The sequence below is a fragment of the Pseudomonas sp. MNR3A genome, from assembly GCF_009650575.1.
Classification (GTDB): domain Bacteria; phylum Pseudomonadota; class Gammaproteobacteria; order Pseudomonadales; family Pseudomonadaceae; genus Aquipseudomonas; species Aquipseudomonas machongensis.
Genome location: NZ_VZZS01000002.1, coordinates 79357 through 94468 on the forward strand (window position 1 = coordinate 79357; position 15112 = coordinate 94468).

Annotated in this window: 14 protein-coding genes; 3 read left to right on the forward strand and 11 right to left on the reverse strand. The window is 63.7% G+C overall.

The genetic code is table 11. The annotated features are described in order from the left end of the window. Positions 1-20: 20 nt before the first annotated feature. Both F6X62_RS00645 and F6X62_RS00650 read right to left on the reverse strand, forming a co-directional pair. On the reverse strand, positions 21-179 hold the full coding sequence (locus F6X62_RS00645; protein ID WP_003177654.1) for a YqaE/Pmp3 family membrane protein: 159 nt from the start codon (positions 177-179) through the stop codon (positions 21-23). 154 nt (positions 180-333) lie between these two features. Beyond that, positions 334-1611: an aspartate aminotransferase family protein gene (locus F6X62_RS00650; protein ID WP_153772407.1), complete on the reverse strand. Its 1278-nt coding sequence runs from the start codon at positions 1609-1611 to the stop codon at positions 334-336. A gap of 209 nt (positions 1612-1820) precedes the next feature. On the opposite strand from F6X62_RS00650, the gene F6X62_RS00655 reads away from it, so the two are divergent. Further along, positions 1821-2747, forward strand: coding sequence for a LysR family transcriptional regulator (locus F6X62_RS00655; RefSeq protein WP_153772408.1), 927 nt, complete (start codon positions 1821-1823; stop codon positions 2745-2747). 265 nt (positions 2748-3012) lie between these two features. Here the strand turns inward: F6X62_RS00655 and F6X62_RS00660 are convergent, their stop codons facing one another. From F6X62_RS00660 to bioB, 9 genes are all read right to left on the reverse strand, one after another. Beyond that, positions 3013-4782 carry an acyl-CoA dehydrogenase C-terminal domain-containing protein gene (locus F6X62_RS00660; RefSeq protein WP_063542352.1) on the reverse strand — a complete coding sequence of 590 codons (1770 nt, stop codon included), beginning with the start codon at positions 4780-4782 and terminating at the stop codon, positions 3013-3015. Between the two features lie 123 nt (positions 4783-4905). Continuing rightward, positions 4906-6189, reverse strand: a complete 1284-nt coding sequence (locus tag F6X62_RS00665) for a diguanylate cyclase (RefSeq protein ID WP_153772409.1) — start codon at positions 6187-6189, stop codon at positions 4906-4908. A gap of 202 nt (positions 6190-6391) precedes the next feature. After that, on the reverse strand, positions 6392-8197 hold the full coding sequence (locus tag F6X62_RS00670; RefSeq protein ID WP_054892191.1) for a phenylacyl-CoA dehydrogenase: 1806 nt from the start codon (positions 8195-8197) through the stop codon (positions 6392-6394). 292 nt (positions 8198-8489) lie between these two features. Further along, entirely contained in the window at positions 8490-8786 is a 297-nt protein-coding gene (locus F6X62_RS00675) for a hypothetical protein (RefSeq protein WP_063542348.1), read from the reverse strand. Positions 8787-8928: 142 nt separating this feature from the next. Continuing rightward, positions 8929-9609, reverse strand: a complete 681-nt coding sequence (gene bioD, locus F6X62_RS00680; RefSeq protein WP_153772410.1) for a dethiobiotin synthase — start codon at positions 9607-9609, stop codon at positions 8929-8931. 1 nt (position 9610) lies between these two features. Beyond that, positions 9611-10429, reverse strand: a complete 819-nt coding sequence (bioC, locus tag F6X62_RS00685; protein WP_153772411.1) for a malonyl-ACP O-methyltransferase BioC — start codon at positions 10427-10429, stop codon at positions 9611-9613. Further along, positions 10422-11153, reverse strand: a complete 732-nt coding sequence (locus F6X62_RS00690) for an alpha/beta fold hydrolase (protein ID WP_153772412.1) — start codon at positions 11151-11153, stop codon at positions 10422-10424. The genes bioC and F6X62_RS00690 overlap by 8 nt, the downstream gene beginning before the upstream one ends. Continuing rightward, positions 11146-12318, reverse strand: coding sequence for an 8-amino-7-oxononanoate synthase (gene bioF / locus F6X62_RS00695; protein WP_153772413.1), 1173 nt, complete (start codon positions 12316-12318; stop codon positions 11146-11148). Before bioF ends, F6X62_RS00690 begins: the two co-directional genes overlap by 8 nt. 2 nt (positions 12319-12320) lie before the next feature. Continuing rightward, a complete protein-coding gene (bioB, locus tag F6X62_RS00700) occupies positions 12321-13379 on the reverse strand; it encodes a biotin synthase BioB (protein ID WP_153772414.1) in 1059 nt (352 codons plus the stop codon). 88 nt (positions 13380-13467) lie between these two features. On the opposite strand from bioB, the gene F6X62_RS00705 reads away from it, so the two are divergent. Further along, positions 13468-14205 carry a ComF family protein gene (locus F6X62_RS00705; RefSeq protein WP_153772415.1) on the forward strand — a complete coding sequence of 246 codons (738 nt, stop codon included), beginning with the start codon at positions 13468-13470 and terminating at the stop codon, positions 14203-14205. Positions 14206-14260: 55 nt separating this feature from the next. Next, a complete protein-coding gene (locus tag F6X62_RS00710) occupies positions 14261-15025 on the forward strand; it encodes a TOBE domain-containing protein (protein WP_153772416.1) in 765 nt (254 codons plus the stop codon). Positions 15026-15112: the final 87 nt, after the last annotated feature.

A 15112-nucleotide genomic window follows, 5' to 3' on the forward strand; every position in this document is an offset into this window, starting at 1 on the left:
GCGCCCGGCCCCGTCATGCGTTAGCGCTTGGCGATGATGTACACCGCATGCACGATCCCTGGAATGTAGCCCAGCAGGGTCAGCAGGATGTTGAGCCAGAACGCGCCGCCGAAGCCAACTTGCAGGAACACGCCCAAAGGCGGCAGAAGAATAGCGATGATGATACGAATGAAGTCCATGTGAAGCTCTCCTGGGATGGTTCTCAACACAGACTAGTGCGCTTCGCTGGAGGTTCCACACTGATATCACGCCTGAAAAAAAACGCCCCGGGCCAAATACAGCTGGCCAAGGGCGATGCGCAGGAACGCGAGACGGTTCGTTGAAATTCGGTGGTCAGGCCGTCGCTTCGCGGCGAACCTGTTGGTGGGAATGCAAGCGGGCGAAGGCACGGGATAACCGCTGCAGCATTTCGTCGATATTGCCCCGGCTAACGGTCAGCGCCGGCGAGAAGCGCACCACATCCGCTTGCGGGGCATTGAGCAGCAGGCCTTCGTGCAGAGCTGCCTCGACCAGTTCCTGGGCCAGCGCTTCACGCAACTGCAACGCCCATAACAAACCCTGGCCCCGCACCTCGCCCTGCCCGTAGCGCCCCGCCAGACGGCTAAGACCCTCGCGCAGGTGCCGGCCGCTGTCCTGCACCTTCTCGAGAAAACCCGGCGCCAGCACGGTATCCAGCACCGCCAGGCCCGCCGCGCTCATCAGGGCGTTGCCGTGGTGGCTGCCCTCCAGCTCGCCCGGCGCGGCGCAGCAGGCCGTACCGCGGGCCAGCAGGGCCGCCAGCGGCACCCCACCGCCCAGGCCCTTGCCCAAGGTGAGGATGTCAGCACGCACGCCGTAGGTCTGTTCGGCCAGCAGCGCGCCACAACGGCCGATACCGGTCTGCACTTCGTCGAGAATCAACAGGATGCCCAGCTCGCGACAGAGCTTTTCGACACCCTGCAGGTATTCACGTGTTGCCGGAATCACACCAGCCTCGCCCTGGATCGGCTCGAGCATGATCGCCACGGTGCGCGAGTCGACCTCGGCATGCAGCGCGGCCAGGTCGTTGAACGGCACCTTGCTGAAGCCGGGCAACCCCGGTTCGCAGCGGTTGCACGGCAGCGGGTCGGACGCCGACAGCGCGCCAAGGCTGCGGCCATGGCAGGCCTGGCTGGCCGTGATGATGTGATAGGCGCCACCGCGATGCAGCTGACCCCATTTGCGCGCAAGCTTGATTGCGCCCTCGCAAGCCTCTGCGCCACTGTTGAGCAGGTACGCCTGGTCGCTGCCGGTGCTTTGGCACAGGCGCTCGGCCAACGCCAGCAGCGCCGAGCTGTGAAAGCCCGCGCCCGGATTGATCAGGGCCTGGGCCTGGCTGCCGAGGGCCCTGGCCAGCACTTCAGGGCTGTGCCCGAGGCTGTTGACCGCGCAGCCCTGGGTGAAGTCCAGGTACGCATGCCCCTGGTCATCCCACAACCACGAACCCTGGCCCCGCACGAACACCTGAGGTGCGCGCTCGCGGCCAGGCATCAGCCACTCGCGGGACATCTGCGAGGGCTGCGCCTCATGCGTCGGGCTCTGCACGGGCCCGGCAACGGCCGCAGCCGAACGACGCAGCTTGAACAGGTTCATGATGACTCCAGGGCAATCACGGGGACGGCAAGGCGCCCCGGTCTTCGCCTGAGGTCGGATATTTTGCCTTGCCTATCAAAAGTGTTTCTCATCCGGGGCAACAATGAACCGGGCGGATCGCTTCAGCCCTCCGGAATACGGCGATAGACTAGGCGTACCGGCGCTTCGCGGCCATTTCGTTTTTTCAGCTTTTTCGATAAGTATTTCTTATGGATTTTCGCCAACTGCGTTATTTCGTCGCGGTCTATGAAGAAGGCCATGTGGGGCGGGCTGCAGAGCGTCTGTCACTGTCGCAACCGGCACTGTCGCAACAGATCCGCCAGCTTGAGCACAGCCTTGACCTGAACCTGTTCGAGCGCAGCAACAAACGCCTGCTGCCAACCCTAGCCGCGCACACCCTCTACAACCATGCATTGCCCCTGCTCGACGGGCTGCAGCGCGCCCAGGAAGCCATGCAGGGGTTCAAGGGCCAGTCCTTGCGTACCTTGGCCATCGGTGTGCTGCAGACCGTACGCCCGAGCCTGGTGCCGCGGCTGCTGGAGAAACTGCGCAAGGCCCAGCCACACCTGGTCGTGCAGATCTACGAACTGTCAGGGCTGGAAATCGAGCGGCGGCTACTCAATGGCAGCCTGGATATCGGCATCAGCTACCTGCCGCCACGTCAGCCAGGGCTGCACGGGCTGTTGTTGTACGAAGATGAACTGCAGCTTGTCATCCCCAATACGCATCAGTTGAAAGACTTCAAGAAGGTCTCGATCAGACAAGCCGCCGAACTGCCGCTGCTGATGCTGGGGGAGGAATTTCAGATCCGGCAGATCTGGAAGGCCCAACTGGCCAACCTCGGGCGCAGGCCGCAGGTGCAGGCAGAGATGAACAACATGGGGGGGATTCTCGACAGCCTGGCCAATACCGCCCTGGCGACCATCCTTCCGGGGCGGGCCAAGGAAGCGGCCGAAGACGATCAGGCACTGCTGTGGAAACCCCTGAGCGAGCCGCGGGTCCCGCTCAAGGTGGGCCTGGTGTTTCGCGATGCCCAGCGCCAGCAGGCATCGGTGGAGTTGCTGCGCACCCTGCTTGAGGAGGAGAGCGATGCCCGCCAGGCTGGCGTGCAGACACTGGATGGGCGCGGCGCATAAAAACGCCAGACAAAGAAAACCCCGCCGAGGCGGGGTTCTCCAGACTGTTTCCCTGACATCCTTATCGTCCCACCATCCTGGCGGGAAATCCTACGTGTCCCTGTTCTGTCCTTTGCGCTTCCTGCGCTCCGTCCATGTAAGAAAGATTAACCGTGGATCCAATCTTAGGAAAGAGGAGAAAAGTCACCACGTAATGTAGGAAAAAGCTTACAAGGCCGAGGTTTTCAGAACGTCCTGTTTGCACTCGAAAACCCCGGCCCCTCGATCAGAATTGCGCGGCATCCAGCAGGTACAACGACTCGCTGCCCGCCTTCACCGATGCCACCAACGAATCCAGCCTTGGCAGCAGGCGGGCGAAGTAGAAGCGCGCCGTCCCAAGCTTCGCACCATAGAAGGCCTCGTCGCCCTCGCCAACCTGCGCAGCACGAGCCATCAGTGCCCACATGTAGCCATAGGCCACGTAACCGAACGCATGCAGGTACTCGACCGAGGCGGCACCAATTTCGTTGGGGTTGCCTTTCGCCTGCTCCAGCACCCACTCGGTCAAGCCGTCGAGCTGATCCAGCGCAGCGCCCAGCGGCCGCGTGAACTCGTCGTCGGCAGCGCCGAGGAACTGACGGATCTCGTCAGCGAACAGACGGTAGTACGCGCCGCCGCTGGCCACCACCTTGCGCCCCATCAGGTCCAGGGCCTGGATGCCATTGGTGCCCTCGTAGATCTGCGTGATGCGCACATCGCGCACCAACTGCTCCTGGCCCCATTCGCGAATGTAGCCGTGTCCACCGAACACCTGCTGGCCATGTACGGTGCACTCCAGGCCGAGGTCGGTGAGGAACGCCTTGGCCACCGGCGTCAGCAAGGCCACCAGTTCCTCGCTGCGTTTACGGGTAGCGGCGTCTTCGCTGAACTTGGCGCTGTCCAGCTGCATGGCGACATAGGTGGAAAACGCCCGACCGCCTTCGATCAGCGCTTTCATGGTGAGCAGCATGCGGCGCACGTCGGGGTGGACGATGATCGGGTCGGCGACCTTGTCCTTGGCTTGCGGGCCCGTCGGTGCGCGGCTCTGCAAGCGGTCGCGGGCGTATTCGACGGCATTCTGGTAGGAGCGCTCGGCCGACGCCAGGCCCTGGATACCGACACCCAGGCGCTCGTAGTTCATCATGGTGAACATCGCCGCCAGGCCTTTGTTCGGCTCCCCGACGATATAGCCGATTGCCTCGTCGAAGTTCATCACGCAGGTGGCCGAAGCCTGGATGCCCATCTTGTGTTCGATCGAGCCACAGGTGGCCGGGTTGCGCGCACCCAGGCTGCCATCGTCGTTGACCAGGAACTTGGGCACCAGGAACAGCGAGATGCCTTTCGGACCAGCCGGCGCGTCCGGCAGCTTGGCCAGCACCAGGTGGATGATGTTTTCGGTCAGGTCGTGCTCGCCACCGGTGATGAAGATCTTGGTGCCGCTGACCTTGTAGCTGCCGTCGGCCTGCGGCTCGGCCTTGGTGCGGATGATGCCCAGGTCGGTGCCGGCATGGGGCTCGGTCAGGCACATGGAGCCGGCCCAGACGCCGGCGTACATGTTCGGCAGATACTTTTCCTTCAACGCTTCGCTGGCGTGGGCGTTGATCGACAGGCAGGCACCTGCGGTGAGCATCGGATACAGCCCGAACGACAGGCTCGAAGCGTTGACCATTTCCTCGACCTGGGCCGAGATGGCCTTGGGCATGCCCATGCCACCAAACAGCGGATCCCCGCCGACACCGACCCAGCCACCTTCGGCGTAGGTCTGGTAAGCCTCGATGAACCCGGCCGGGGTGCGGACCGCGCCATTGTCCCAATGGCAGCCTTCTTCATCAGCGGCGCGGCTCAGGGGCGCAATGCTCTTGCTGGTGACCTTGCCTGCCTCTTCCAGCACGGCCAGGGCAGTTTCGGCGTCGACAACCTCAGCCAGCCCCGGCAACTGGGACCAGAGATCGGCAACCTTGAAGACTTCATTGAGTACGAAGCGCATATCGCGCAGGGGCGCTTTATAGTCGGCCATGACAACCTCTCGCTAGCAGAGTCGGGGGCGGCCGCCATGGGCCGCACACTGGGTTGGAAGCAGTGTAACCGAACAACTTTTACGAGACATAGGGTCATCACGCGACCATATAGTCAACTATAGTCACGCCATGCGAACTGCCCCGCGCCGTGCAGTTTGCCCCTGCTGCATGACGCAGTTACGACCCGCAGCCTTGGCGCTGTAGAGCGCCTGGTCAGCGGATTTGAGCACTTCTTCCGGGTTTCGGTGCTCCGGTAGGCGCTCGGCGACGCCGATGCTGATAGTCACCGACACCGTGTTGCCCGCCGAACCTGCACGGCGCTGGCGCCCGGTGGAATCATCCTGTGGGCGGCTGTTCTGATCGCGCAGCTGGATGGCATAGTTAGCGATCATCTCGCGCACGGCTTCCAGGTGCGGCAGGCATTCTTCGGCGGTCTGCCCGGCGAATACCAGGGCGAACTCCTCACCGCCATAGCGATAGGCGCGCCCGCCCCCGGTCACCTTCGACAGGCGGCTGGCGACCAGGCGCAACACTTGGTCGCCGACATCGTGGCCATGGGTATCGTTGAATTTCTTGAAGTGATCCACGTCGGTCATGGCGATCACATAACTGCGGCCCAGGCGCTGCATGCGTTCGTTCAGCGCGCGGCGGCCAGGAAGGCCGGTCAGTTCGTCGCGAAACGCCATCTGGTACGCCTCGTGGGAGACGGCTGCGGCGATCATCAGCATCACCTGGCTGCACATGATGTTCAGGGTGAAGGGCAGGATGAACGTCTGCGGCAGCATCCAGAAGATCCCCACCAGGCCGGTGATCTGCGCGGCGTGCAACGGCCGGGGCTCGCGCAGGTACTGCACCACCAGCAGGATGAATACGCCCAGGAACAACGGGTAGGCCAACTGGATCAGGCTCATCCACTGCCCATGCAGCGACGGCCAGCGGATCTCTGCCAGCCACGTCAGCAACGTCTGTGGGTAACTCTGCTCCAGCGCCAGGGTCACGCTGCCAACCGCGAACAGCACGGCGAAGCGGGCAAGCATGTCCTGGGCCAGGTGGGTGCGTTCCTGCCAGGCGCCGAACAGGCCGAACAGTGCTGGCAGCAGCAGGCACACGAGGTGGAACACCACTGCAGCGTCTTCGCGGACCTTGCCATGATCGCGGTAGTAATCGGTCTGGGTATCGAGCAGGAAGTAGGCGATGTACACCGTGACCATCAGGAACAGTTCACGCTGGCGGCGGTACACCGCACAGTAGGCACCGCCGAGCAGCAGCACCAGGGTAGGTAATACGTTGAACAGGGACGTGAAGAACACGCTCAGGTCCCTGACATACGCCGCCGCAAGCCCCGACACCAGCAGCAGGATCGAAGGCAGAAAGTGGCTGGCGCGAACAGCGGATAGACGAAACAAGGGTAATCTCCGACCCGGCAGATCAATAATGGCATTGTGCCCTTACTTCATCGGCAGCGCACATGAATAGATGAATACAACGAAGGGTTTAACGGCAGGCGGGGGGCGAGTCTTGAGGTTTTCTCGTTACCGGATGCAACGAGAGCAGGCAAAAAAAACGCCTGCCGATAATGGCAGGCGTTTTTCCGTACAGCGTCGGGGGTCAGATCGACAGACCGAAGTCTTCTTCTTTCATCGCCATCAGGTTGTTGGCACCCGACAGGATGGCCGCCACGTGCGTGCGAGTACGCGGCAGGATGCGCTGGAAGTAGAAGCGCGCGGTCTGCAGCTTGGCAGTGTAGAACGCCTCTTCAGCGGTGCCGGCCGCCAGCTTCTCGGCAGCCAGGCGGGCGATGTCGGCCCAGAAGTAGGCCAGGCACGCGTAGCCGGAGTACATCAGGTAGTCCACGGACGCGGCACCGACTTCCTCACGGTCTTTCATGGCGGCCATGCCGATCTTCATGGTCAGCTCGCCCCACTCCTTGTTCAGCGCAGCCAGCGGCTCGACGAATTCCTTGGTGGCTTCGTTGCCTTCCTGACCTTGGCAGAACTTGTGGACGATCTTGGTGAAGCCCTTGAGCGCCTCGCCCTGGGTCATCAGCACCTTGCGGCCCAACAGGTCGAGAGCCTGGATGCCGGTGGTGCCTTCGTACAGCATCGAGATGCGGCTGTCGCGCACGTTCTGCTCCATGCCCCACTCGGCAATGAAACCGTGGCCACCGTAGATCTGCACGCCATGGTTGGCGGCCTCGAAACCGACTTCGGTCATGAATGCCTTGGCGATCGGGGTCAGGAAAGCCAGCAGTGCATCGGCCTTCTTGCGCTCCTCCTCGTCCTGGCTGTACTTGACGATGTCCACCTGCTTGGCAGTGAAGTAGACCATTGCGCGATTGCCTTCGGCGAAGGCTTTCATGGTCAGCAGCATGCGGCGAACGTCCGGGTGGACGATGATCGGGTCAGCGGCCTTGTCCGGTGCTTTCGGGCCGGTCAGGGAGCGCATCTGCAGACGATCGCGGGCATATTTCAGGCCACCCTGGAAAGCCACTTCGGCGTGAGCCAGGCCTTGCAGTGCTGTCCCCAGGCGCGCGGTGTTCATGAAGGTGAACATGCAGTTCAGGCCCTTGTTGGCCGGGCCGATCAGGTAGCCGGTGGCCGCGTCGAAGTTCATCACGCAGGTGGCGTTACCGTGGATGCCCATCTTGTGCTCGAGGGAACCGCAGCTCACGCCGTTGCGCTCGCCTACACCGCCTTCGGCATTCGGCAGGAACTTGGGCACGATGAACAGCGAGATGCCCTTGGTGCCGGCCGGGGCATCGGGCAGGCGCGCCAGCACGATGTGGACGATGTTATCGGCCATGTCGTGTTCACCGGCCGAGATGAAGATCTTGGTGCCCGACACCTTGTAGCTGCCGTCGGCCTGCGGCTCGGCCTTGGTGCGCAGCATGCCCAGGTCGGTGCCGCAGTGCGGCTCGGTCAGGCACATGGTGCCGGTCCATTCGCCGGACACCAGCTTGGTCAGGTAAGTTTCCTGTTGCTCGGGGGTCCCGTGCTCGGAGATGGTGTTCATCGCGCCGTGGGACAGGCCTGGGTACATGCCCCAGGACCAGTTCGACTCGCCGACCATCTCGCTCAGGGTCAGGCCCAGCGACTCTGGCAGGCCTTGGCCGCCGTGCTCTACGTCATGGGCCAGGCTCGGCCAGCCGCCTTCGACGAACTGCTTGTAGGCTTCCTTGAAGCCGGTCGGGGTCTTCACGCCCGACTCGCTCCAGGTGCAGCCTTCCAGGTCGCCGACACGGTTCAGCGGGGCCAGCACCTGCTCACAGAACTTGGCACCTTCCTCGAGGATCGCATCGACCATGTCCGGTGTAGCATCCTGGCAACCCGGCAGGCTCTGATAGTGCGCTTCATAGCCGAGCAGTTCGTCACGGACGAAGCGAATATCACGCAAGGGGGCTTTGTATTCAGGCATGGCGATGAACCTCTGGGCTGAGTTCGTTGGGGAGACCGCGGGTACCGACCAGCTCTTGGCGGCTTTCGGTCAAACAGTTGTTTGAAACTTACGTTTAGCTCAGGGCAATGTCAAGAAGGGACGATAGTGCCAATTCGGTCGCGAACGATGGCGTTTCTGCCAGCGCTTGATTCATCGGCCCAATGCGACTGTGGGAGCGGGTTTACCCGCGAACAAACCAGGCACACTTGCGTGGCTTGGTTGATTCGCGGGTAAACCCGCTCCCACAGGTACTTGGCCGACGGTTATGCAGTCAGGCGTAGGTATCGATGAACCGACCGAGCATTTCGTCGGAGGCCTTGGCGACTTTCACGCCCAGTTCGACTTCGTGCTTGCCCAAGGCGAGCTGCACGGTACTGGTGGCCAAGTCTTGCTGTTGGCTGCGGTCTACACCCCGCAGGCGCTCTGCCTGATAGCTGGTGGACTGGCTGGCGCCTGCACGCTCGACGCCATTGCTGGCGATCTGGCTGGCGGCCTGGTCGACGCGGTTCTGCCCGTTCTGGATGGCGCCGAGGCCTGCGTAGAAAGCAGAGCTGCCGGTGATTTCCATATCAGGACTCCACAAGACTGGGTGAGGGAAGAGGACTCAATTAAAACAGTCCGCAAGGAAAATTACCCGTTTAAATCCTTAATAGCCCAGTGCCAGCTAATAGAATCAGGGCATTTTTCGTAACCGGATGTTCACCGAGCGGTCAGTCAAGCAGATCCAGATGCAGATGTTCGGCCACCGCCTCGGCTCCGGCAGGCTTCAGCCAGGGCACCCGCCCCAGGCATGGCGCCGGCAGGCGCTCGGCGAGGCTTGCCAGGTTTTCTTCAAGCCGCGCAGTGCGTGGATCGACGATATTGGCCACCCAGCCCGCCAGTTGCAGCCCATCGCGGGCGATGGCCTCGGCACTGAGCAGCGCATGGTTGATGCAACCCAGGCGCACCCCCACCACCAGGATTACCGGCAGTTTCAAGGCAACCGCCAGGTCGGACAGGTTGGCATGATCGGACAACGGCACCCGCCAGCCACCCGCCCCCTCGATCAGGGTGAAGTCGGCGCCGTGCGCCAGTATCTGCTGCATGGCGTCGCGCAGTGTCGGCACGCTCAATGCCACGCCGGCTTCGCGCGCGGCCACATGCGGGGCGATGGCCGGTTCGAAGGCGAAGGGATTGACCTGCTCATAGGGCAGCTTGATCGAGCTTTCGTCGATCAGCGCCAGCGCATCACTGTTGCGCAGCCCCTTGGGGCTGACCGTGCATCCGGACGCCACAGGCTTGGCAGCCAGCGTGCTACGCCCAAGGTTATGTGCTGCACGCAACAGCCCGGTGGCGATGGTGGTCTTGCCGACATCGGTGTCGGTACCGGCGATGAAATAGGCCTGGCTCATGTCACTCCTCTTCGCCTTTGCGCAACACCCCATAGACCACCTGATAGGTGGCAGGCAGACCTTGGTCGTCACGGAACTGCTCATAGGCCTGCAGCAGCCCCTGCATGCGTGCACGCCCGGTCAGGCCCGACGGGCGCCCGGGATTCAGGTTATGCGCACCCAGCGCCTTGAGTTCGTGGGTCAGGCTGCGCACATCCGGGTAGTGCAGTACGTGGGGCAGGCGCTCCAGCCCGAGCAGGGTCAGGCCACTGTCGGCGCAGAGGCGCTGGTAATCCTCGAAGTGCCGGAAACGATTGACATGCACCAGCCCATCCACTGCCTGCCAGCTGGCACGCAACTCCTCCAGCGTGCCGACACACAGGCTGCTGAACGCCAGCACTCCGCCCGGTCGCAACACGCGCCGGGCTTCGGCCAGCACGCTGGAGAACTGGTCGCACCACTGCACTGCCAGGCTGGAGAACATCAGGTCGAAGGCACCATCGCGCAGCGGCAGGCGCTCGGCATCACCAGCCACATGATGATGAGCCCCACCCTGCTCGCGGGCATGGCTCAACATGCCTTCGGCGATATCCACTGCCACGCCATGGGCAGCCTCGAAGCGCGCAGCCAGGGCGCGACTGAAATGGCCTGTGCCGCTGCCCAGGTCGAGCCAGCGGATCGGCGCCATCGACGCCGGCAAGCGCGCGAGCAAAGCGTCACCCACCGCGCGCTGCAGGGCAGCGACGCTGTCATAGCTGGCCGCCGCGCGGGAGAACGAGGCCGCCACCTGGCGCTTGTCCGGCAGGGCGCCGGGCAGGATCGGGCGGGAAAGATCAGTCATCACCACTCTCATGCAAGAAACTCTTGATACCCGCCGCCAGCTCCTGTGGGTACTCCAGCAGGAACGCGTGGGAACTCTCTTCGACCAGGCCGACTTCAACATCCGGCAGCAGCTCGCTGAGCGCCTTGGCCGCATCCGCCGGCACCAGTGCATCGCTACCTGCGAACAGGTGCAACTGTGGGCCGCCGTACTGCTCGAGCGCCTGGCGGGTATCCAGCTTGGCCAACACTTGCAGGCCGGTGGCCAGGTACAAGGGATCGGTGTCCGGCACGCCCACGCCGAGCTGGCGCAGCAAGGTGCGGGGTTGCTGCGCACCCTCGCTGCACAGCGTGCGAAATCGCTTGAGGGTGACCTGCGTGTGGCTGCGACAACCATCGAGGAAGGTGCCGAAAGTGTCTTCGGCCATGCCGTGGGCCCAGTCGTGGCGGGCCACGAAACTCGGATTGCTGGCCAGCGTCAGCAGGCCACAGCAATGGTCGCCACGCTTGTGCGCCAAGGCGCTGGCAAGCATGCCGCCCAACGACCAGCCACCCAGCCAGACATCCGTCGGCAGCTTGCGGTCGAGGTGATCGACCCAGGCCTGGACGTCAGCATCAGGCAGCTCCGGCAACGCTGCCAGATCGACCTGCAGGCGTGGATCCTGCGACCGCAGGCTGGCAGCCAGGGGTTCCAGTGAAGCGGTGCCCAGCCCCCAGCCGGGCAAGAGGATCAGTCGGTTACGCATCGGCGGACTCCAGCTGTGCATGACACTCGGCCAATGCATTCAACAATAGCTGGACCTGCGCTTCACTGTGCGCGGCGCTCAAGGTTACGCGCAGGCGCGCACTGCCGACCGGTACGGTTGGTGGGCGGATCGCGGTGACCAGCAGACCGCGCTCGCGCAGCATCTTCGACAGCATCAACGCCCGCGCCGCATCGCCGACAAGGATCGGCTGGATCGCGGTCGGGCTGTCCATCAACGCCAGGCCGATCTGCTGCGCGCCCTGGCGGAACTGGCGGATCAACGCGCCAAGGTGCTCGCGCCGCCAGCGTTCGTCACGCAGCAGTTGCAGGCTTTTCAGCGTTGCACAGGCCAGTGCCGGCGGCTGACTGGTGGTGTAGATATAAGGACGGGCGAACTGCACCAGCGCCTCGATCAGGTCATCGCTGCCCGCGACGAACGCGCCGGCAGTACCGCAGGCCTTGCCGAGCGTGCCGATCAGCACCGGCACCTGATCGATGCCCAACCCGAAGTGCTCGACGATACCGCCACCATTGGTGCCCAGCGTGCCGAAACCATGGGCATCGTCGACCATCAGCCAGGCGCCGTGTGGACGCGCCACCGTCGCCAGGGCGGGCAGGTCGGCAAGATCACCGTCCATGCTGAACACGCCATCGGTGACCACCAGCGTGTCACCGACCGCTTTATCCAGGCGACTCGCCAGGCTCGCCGGATCGTTGTGCAGGTAGCGGCTGAAGCGGGCGCCGCTGAGCAGCCCGCCGTCGAGCAACGAGGCATGGTTGAGACGATCCTGCAGCACCGTATCGCCCTGCCCCACCAGCGCGGTGATGGCGCCGAGGTTGGCCATGTAGCCGGTGGTGAACAGCAGCGCACGCGGGCGTCCGGTCAACTCGGCGATGGCCTCTTCGACATCGTGGTGCGCAGTACTGTGGCCGACCACCAGGTGCGAGGCACCGCCACCGACACCCCAGCGCTCGGCACCGGCACGCCAGGCGGCGGTCACTTCCGGGTGATTGGCCAGCCCGAGATAATCGTTGCTGCAGAACGCCAGCAGACGCTGCCCATCGACCACCACCTCCGGGCCTTGCGGGCTCTGCAACAGGGGGCGGCGCCGATACAGGTCCGCGGCGCGCCGTTCGGCCAGGCGCGCCGCCAGATCGAAGGCCATGATCAGACCGAAGCGGCGTCGTAGAACATCTCGCTGCTGCGCTGCTCGACCAGCGCCTGCTCGATGGCCGCCTGGTGCACTTCGTCGGCGTGCTCCTCACGCTCTTCGGGCTTGATGCCCAGACGCGCGAACAGCTGCATGTCCTTGTCTGCCTGCGGGTTGGCGGTGGTCAGCAGTTTCTCGCCGTAGAAGATCGAGTTGGCGCCAGCCATGAAGGCCAGGGCCTGCATCTGCTCGTTCATCTGTTCACGACCAGCAGACAGGCGCACGTGCGACTTGGGCATGAGGATCCGCGCGACCGCGAGCATGCGGATGAAATCGAACGGATCGACGTCTTCTGCGTTGGCCAGCGGCGTACCGGCAACCTTCACCAGCATGTTGATCGGCACCGACTCCGGGTGCTCGGGCAGGTTGGCGAGCTGGATCAGCAGGCCTGCGCGGTCGTCCAGCGACTCGCCCATGCCGAGAATGCCGCCGGAGCAGATCTTCATCCCGGCATCACGTACGTAGGCAAGGGTCTGCAGGCGCTCGCTGTAGGTGCGGGTGGTGATGATGCTGGTGTAGAAGTCCGGCGAGGTATCGAGGTTGTGGTTGTAGTAGTCCAGACCCGCCTGGGCGAGTGCCTGGGTCTGGTCCTGATCGAGCTTGCCGAGGGTCATGCAGGTTTCCAGGCCCATGGCCTTGACCCCTTTGACCATCTCCAGCACGTAGGGCATATCCTTGGCGGAGGGATGCTTCCACGCGGCGCCCATGCAGAAGCGAGTCGAGCCGATGGCCTTGGCCCGGGCAGCCTCTTCCAGCACCTTCTGCACTTCCATCAACTTCTGTTTTTCCAGCCCGGTGTTGTAGTGGCCGGACTGCGGACAATATTTGCAATCTTCGGGGCAGGCACCGGTCTTGATCGACAGCAGCGTCGAGACCTGCACGCGGTTCGGGTCGAAGTGCGCGCGATGCACGGTCTGCGCCTGGAACAACAGGTCGTTGAATGGCTGCTCGAACAGCGCCCTGACCTCGGCCAGGGACCAGTCGTGACGTGTTGTTGCATTTGTGCTGGCGCTCATCGGCGTTTCCTTATCTAGGCTCTGACAGGCGCCGGGACAGGAAAGCCCGCAGCGCTTCACGGATAGCTCGCATAGTCAGGGAAGGCCCATGCACTGTCAACCAAACATAAAAACACTGGTTTACAACTGGCTAAATATTGAACAGGTCTGTTTGCTTTGCGATGAGCCTGCGCAACAGGCATATCCCTTGTGTCCGGCCTGCGAGCATGAGTTGCCGTGGCTCGACGACCAGTGCACGCGCTGTGCGCTGCCCCTGGCGATGCGGGCGTTGACCTGTGGGCAGTGCAGCCGCAGGCCACCGCCGTTCGAACGGGTCATTGCGCCGTGGCATTACGGGTATCCGCTGGACGCTGTGATCAGCCGCTTCAAGCACCGCAGCCAGTGGCCGCTGGGGCGGTTGCTGGCAGATCTGCTGGCACAAGCCCTGCAGCACCGCTATGACGAAGGCCTGACAAAACCCGACCAACTGTTGCCCGTGCCACTGGCTGCACGTCGACTGCGCCAACGCGGCTTCAACCAGGCCGCCATGCTCGCACGCTGGCTATCGAGCCAGTTGCACATCCCCTGCGACGAGCGCGTGCTGCTGCGCCCACGTGACACCGCGGCGCAGCAGACTCTCGACGCCAAAGCGCGCTGGCGCAACTTGCGCCAGGCCTTCACCGTCGCACCGCACGCCACGCTCGACGGGCGCCATGTGGCCCTGGTCGACGACGTGCTGACCACCGGTGCCACTGCCCGCGCGCTGGCGAGCCTGCTGCGCAAGGCCGGGGCGCGCCGGGTCGATGTGTACTGCCTGGCACGCACGCCCAGGCCTGGGCAGGGTTGACTAGACTCGGTCTCGAAGGCACTTTCGCCGCATCACACCGCCGGTAACCTGCCCAATGTCCTTGCCCGCCCTGCTTGCCCAGCACATCTTCCGTCGTCCGCAGCGCATCGCCCTGCTGCAGCACATCGCTGAACAAGGCTCGATCACCCGCGCCGCCAAGGCGGCCGGGATCAGCTACAAGAGCGCCTGGGATGCCATCGACGAGCTCAACAACCTCGCAGCGCAGCCGTTGGTCGAGCGCAGTGCCGGCGGGCGTGGCGGTGGCGGTGCCAAGCTGTCGACGGAGGGCGCAAGGGTCTTGCGCCTGTATCAGCGCATCCAGGCGTTGCAGAGCGAAATCCTCGAATCCACCGAAGAACACAGCGACCTCGACCTGCTCGGCCGCCTGATGCTGCGCACCAGCGCTCGCAATCAGTTGCGCGGGCAGATCAGCGGGCTGCGCCGCGAGGGGCGTTACGACAGGGTCAGCCTGGCACTGGGCAGCGGGCTGGAAATCGATGCGCTGATCACACCGGACAGTACCGAACGGCTGGAGCTGGCCCTGGGAAGCACGGTGGTGGCCCTGCTCAAGGCCGGATGGGTGAAAGTGCTGGCTGACGGTGATCAGCCGGACGCCGAGAGCAATTGCCTGCACGCCCAGGTGGAAGAAGTACTGGCCAATGAAGGCGGCAGCAGTGAAATGCGGCTGGCGCTGGAGAACGGACAGACGCTGTGCGCCTTTGCCGAACCGCAATGGCTGCAGCACCAGGCAGTCGCGGCAGGCAGCAAGGTGCGAGCGCAGTTTCATCCTTCGTTCGTGCTGCTGGGGGTGCCGGTGTAGCGCGCAATGCGTTGGAGCGGGCTCGCACCGCGATCACCCGAAGCGGCTACCTGGCAGGCGACGTGATGGGCCTGAAGCATTGTAGCG

Excerpts from the sequence above, each read along its gene's own strand:
- F6X62_RS00645 (WP_003177654.1), bottom strand. The coding sequence starts at position 179 with ATGGACTTCATTCGTATCATCATCGCTATTCTTCTGCCGCCTTTGGGC.
- F6X62_RS00650 (WP_153772407.1), bottom strand. The coding sequence starts at position 1,611 with ATGAACCTGTTCAAGCTGCGTCGTTCGGCTGCGGCCGTTGCCGGGCCC.
- F6X62_RS00655 (WP_153772408.1), top strand. The coding sequence starts at position 1,821 with ATGGATTTTCGCCAACTGCGTTATTTCGTCGCGGTCTATGAAGAAGGC.
- F6X62_RS00660 (WP_063542352.1), bottom strand. The coding sequence starts at position 4,782 with ATGGCCGACTATAAAGCGCCCCTGCGCGATATGCGCTTCGTACTCAAT.
- F6X62_RS00670 (WP_054892191.1), bottom strand. The coding sequence starts at position 8,197 with ATGCCTGAATACAAAGCCCCCTTGCGTGATATTCGCTTCGTCCGTGAC.
- F6X62_RS00675 (WP_063542348.1), bottom strand. The coding sequence starts at position 8,786 with ATGGAAATCACCGGCAGCTCTGCTTTCTACGCAGGCCTCGGCGCCATC.
- bioD (WP_153772410.1), bottom strand. The coding sequence starts at position 9,609 with ATGAGCCAGGCCTATTTCATCGCCGGTACCGACACCGATGTCGGCAAG.
- bioC (WP_153772411.1), bottom strand. The coding sequence starts at position 10,429 with ATGACTGATCTTTCCCGCCCGATCCTGCCCGGCGCCCTGCCGGACAAG.
- F6X62_RS00690 (WP_153772412.1), bottom strand. The coding sequence starts at position 11,153 with ATGCGTAACCGACTGATCCTCTTGCCCGGCTGGGGGCTGGGCACCGCT.
- bioF (WP_153772413.1), bottom strand. The coding sequence starts at position 12,318 with ATGGCCTTCGATCTGGCGGCGCGCCTGGCCGAACGGCGCGCCGCGGAC.
- bioB (WP_153772414.1), bottom strand. The coding sequence starts at position 13,379 with ATGAGCGCCAGCACAAATGCAACAACACGTCACGACTGGTCCCTGGCC.
- F6X62_RS00705 (WP_153772415.1), top strand. The coding sequence starts at position 13,468 with ATGCACTGTCAACCAAACATAAAAACACTGGTTTACAACTGGCTAAAT.
- F6X62_RS00710 (WP_153772416.1), top strand. The coding sequence starts at position 14,261 with ATGTCCTTGCCCGCCCTGCTTGCCCAGCACATCTTCCGTCGTCCGCAG.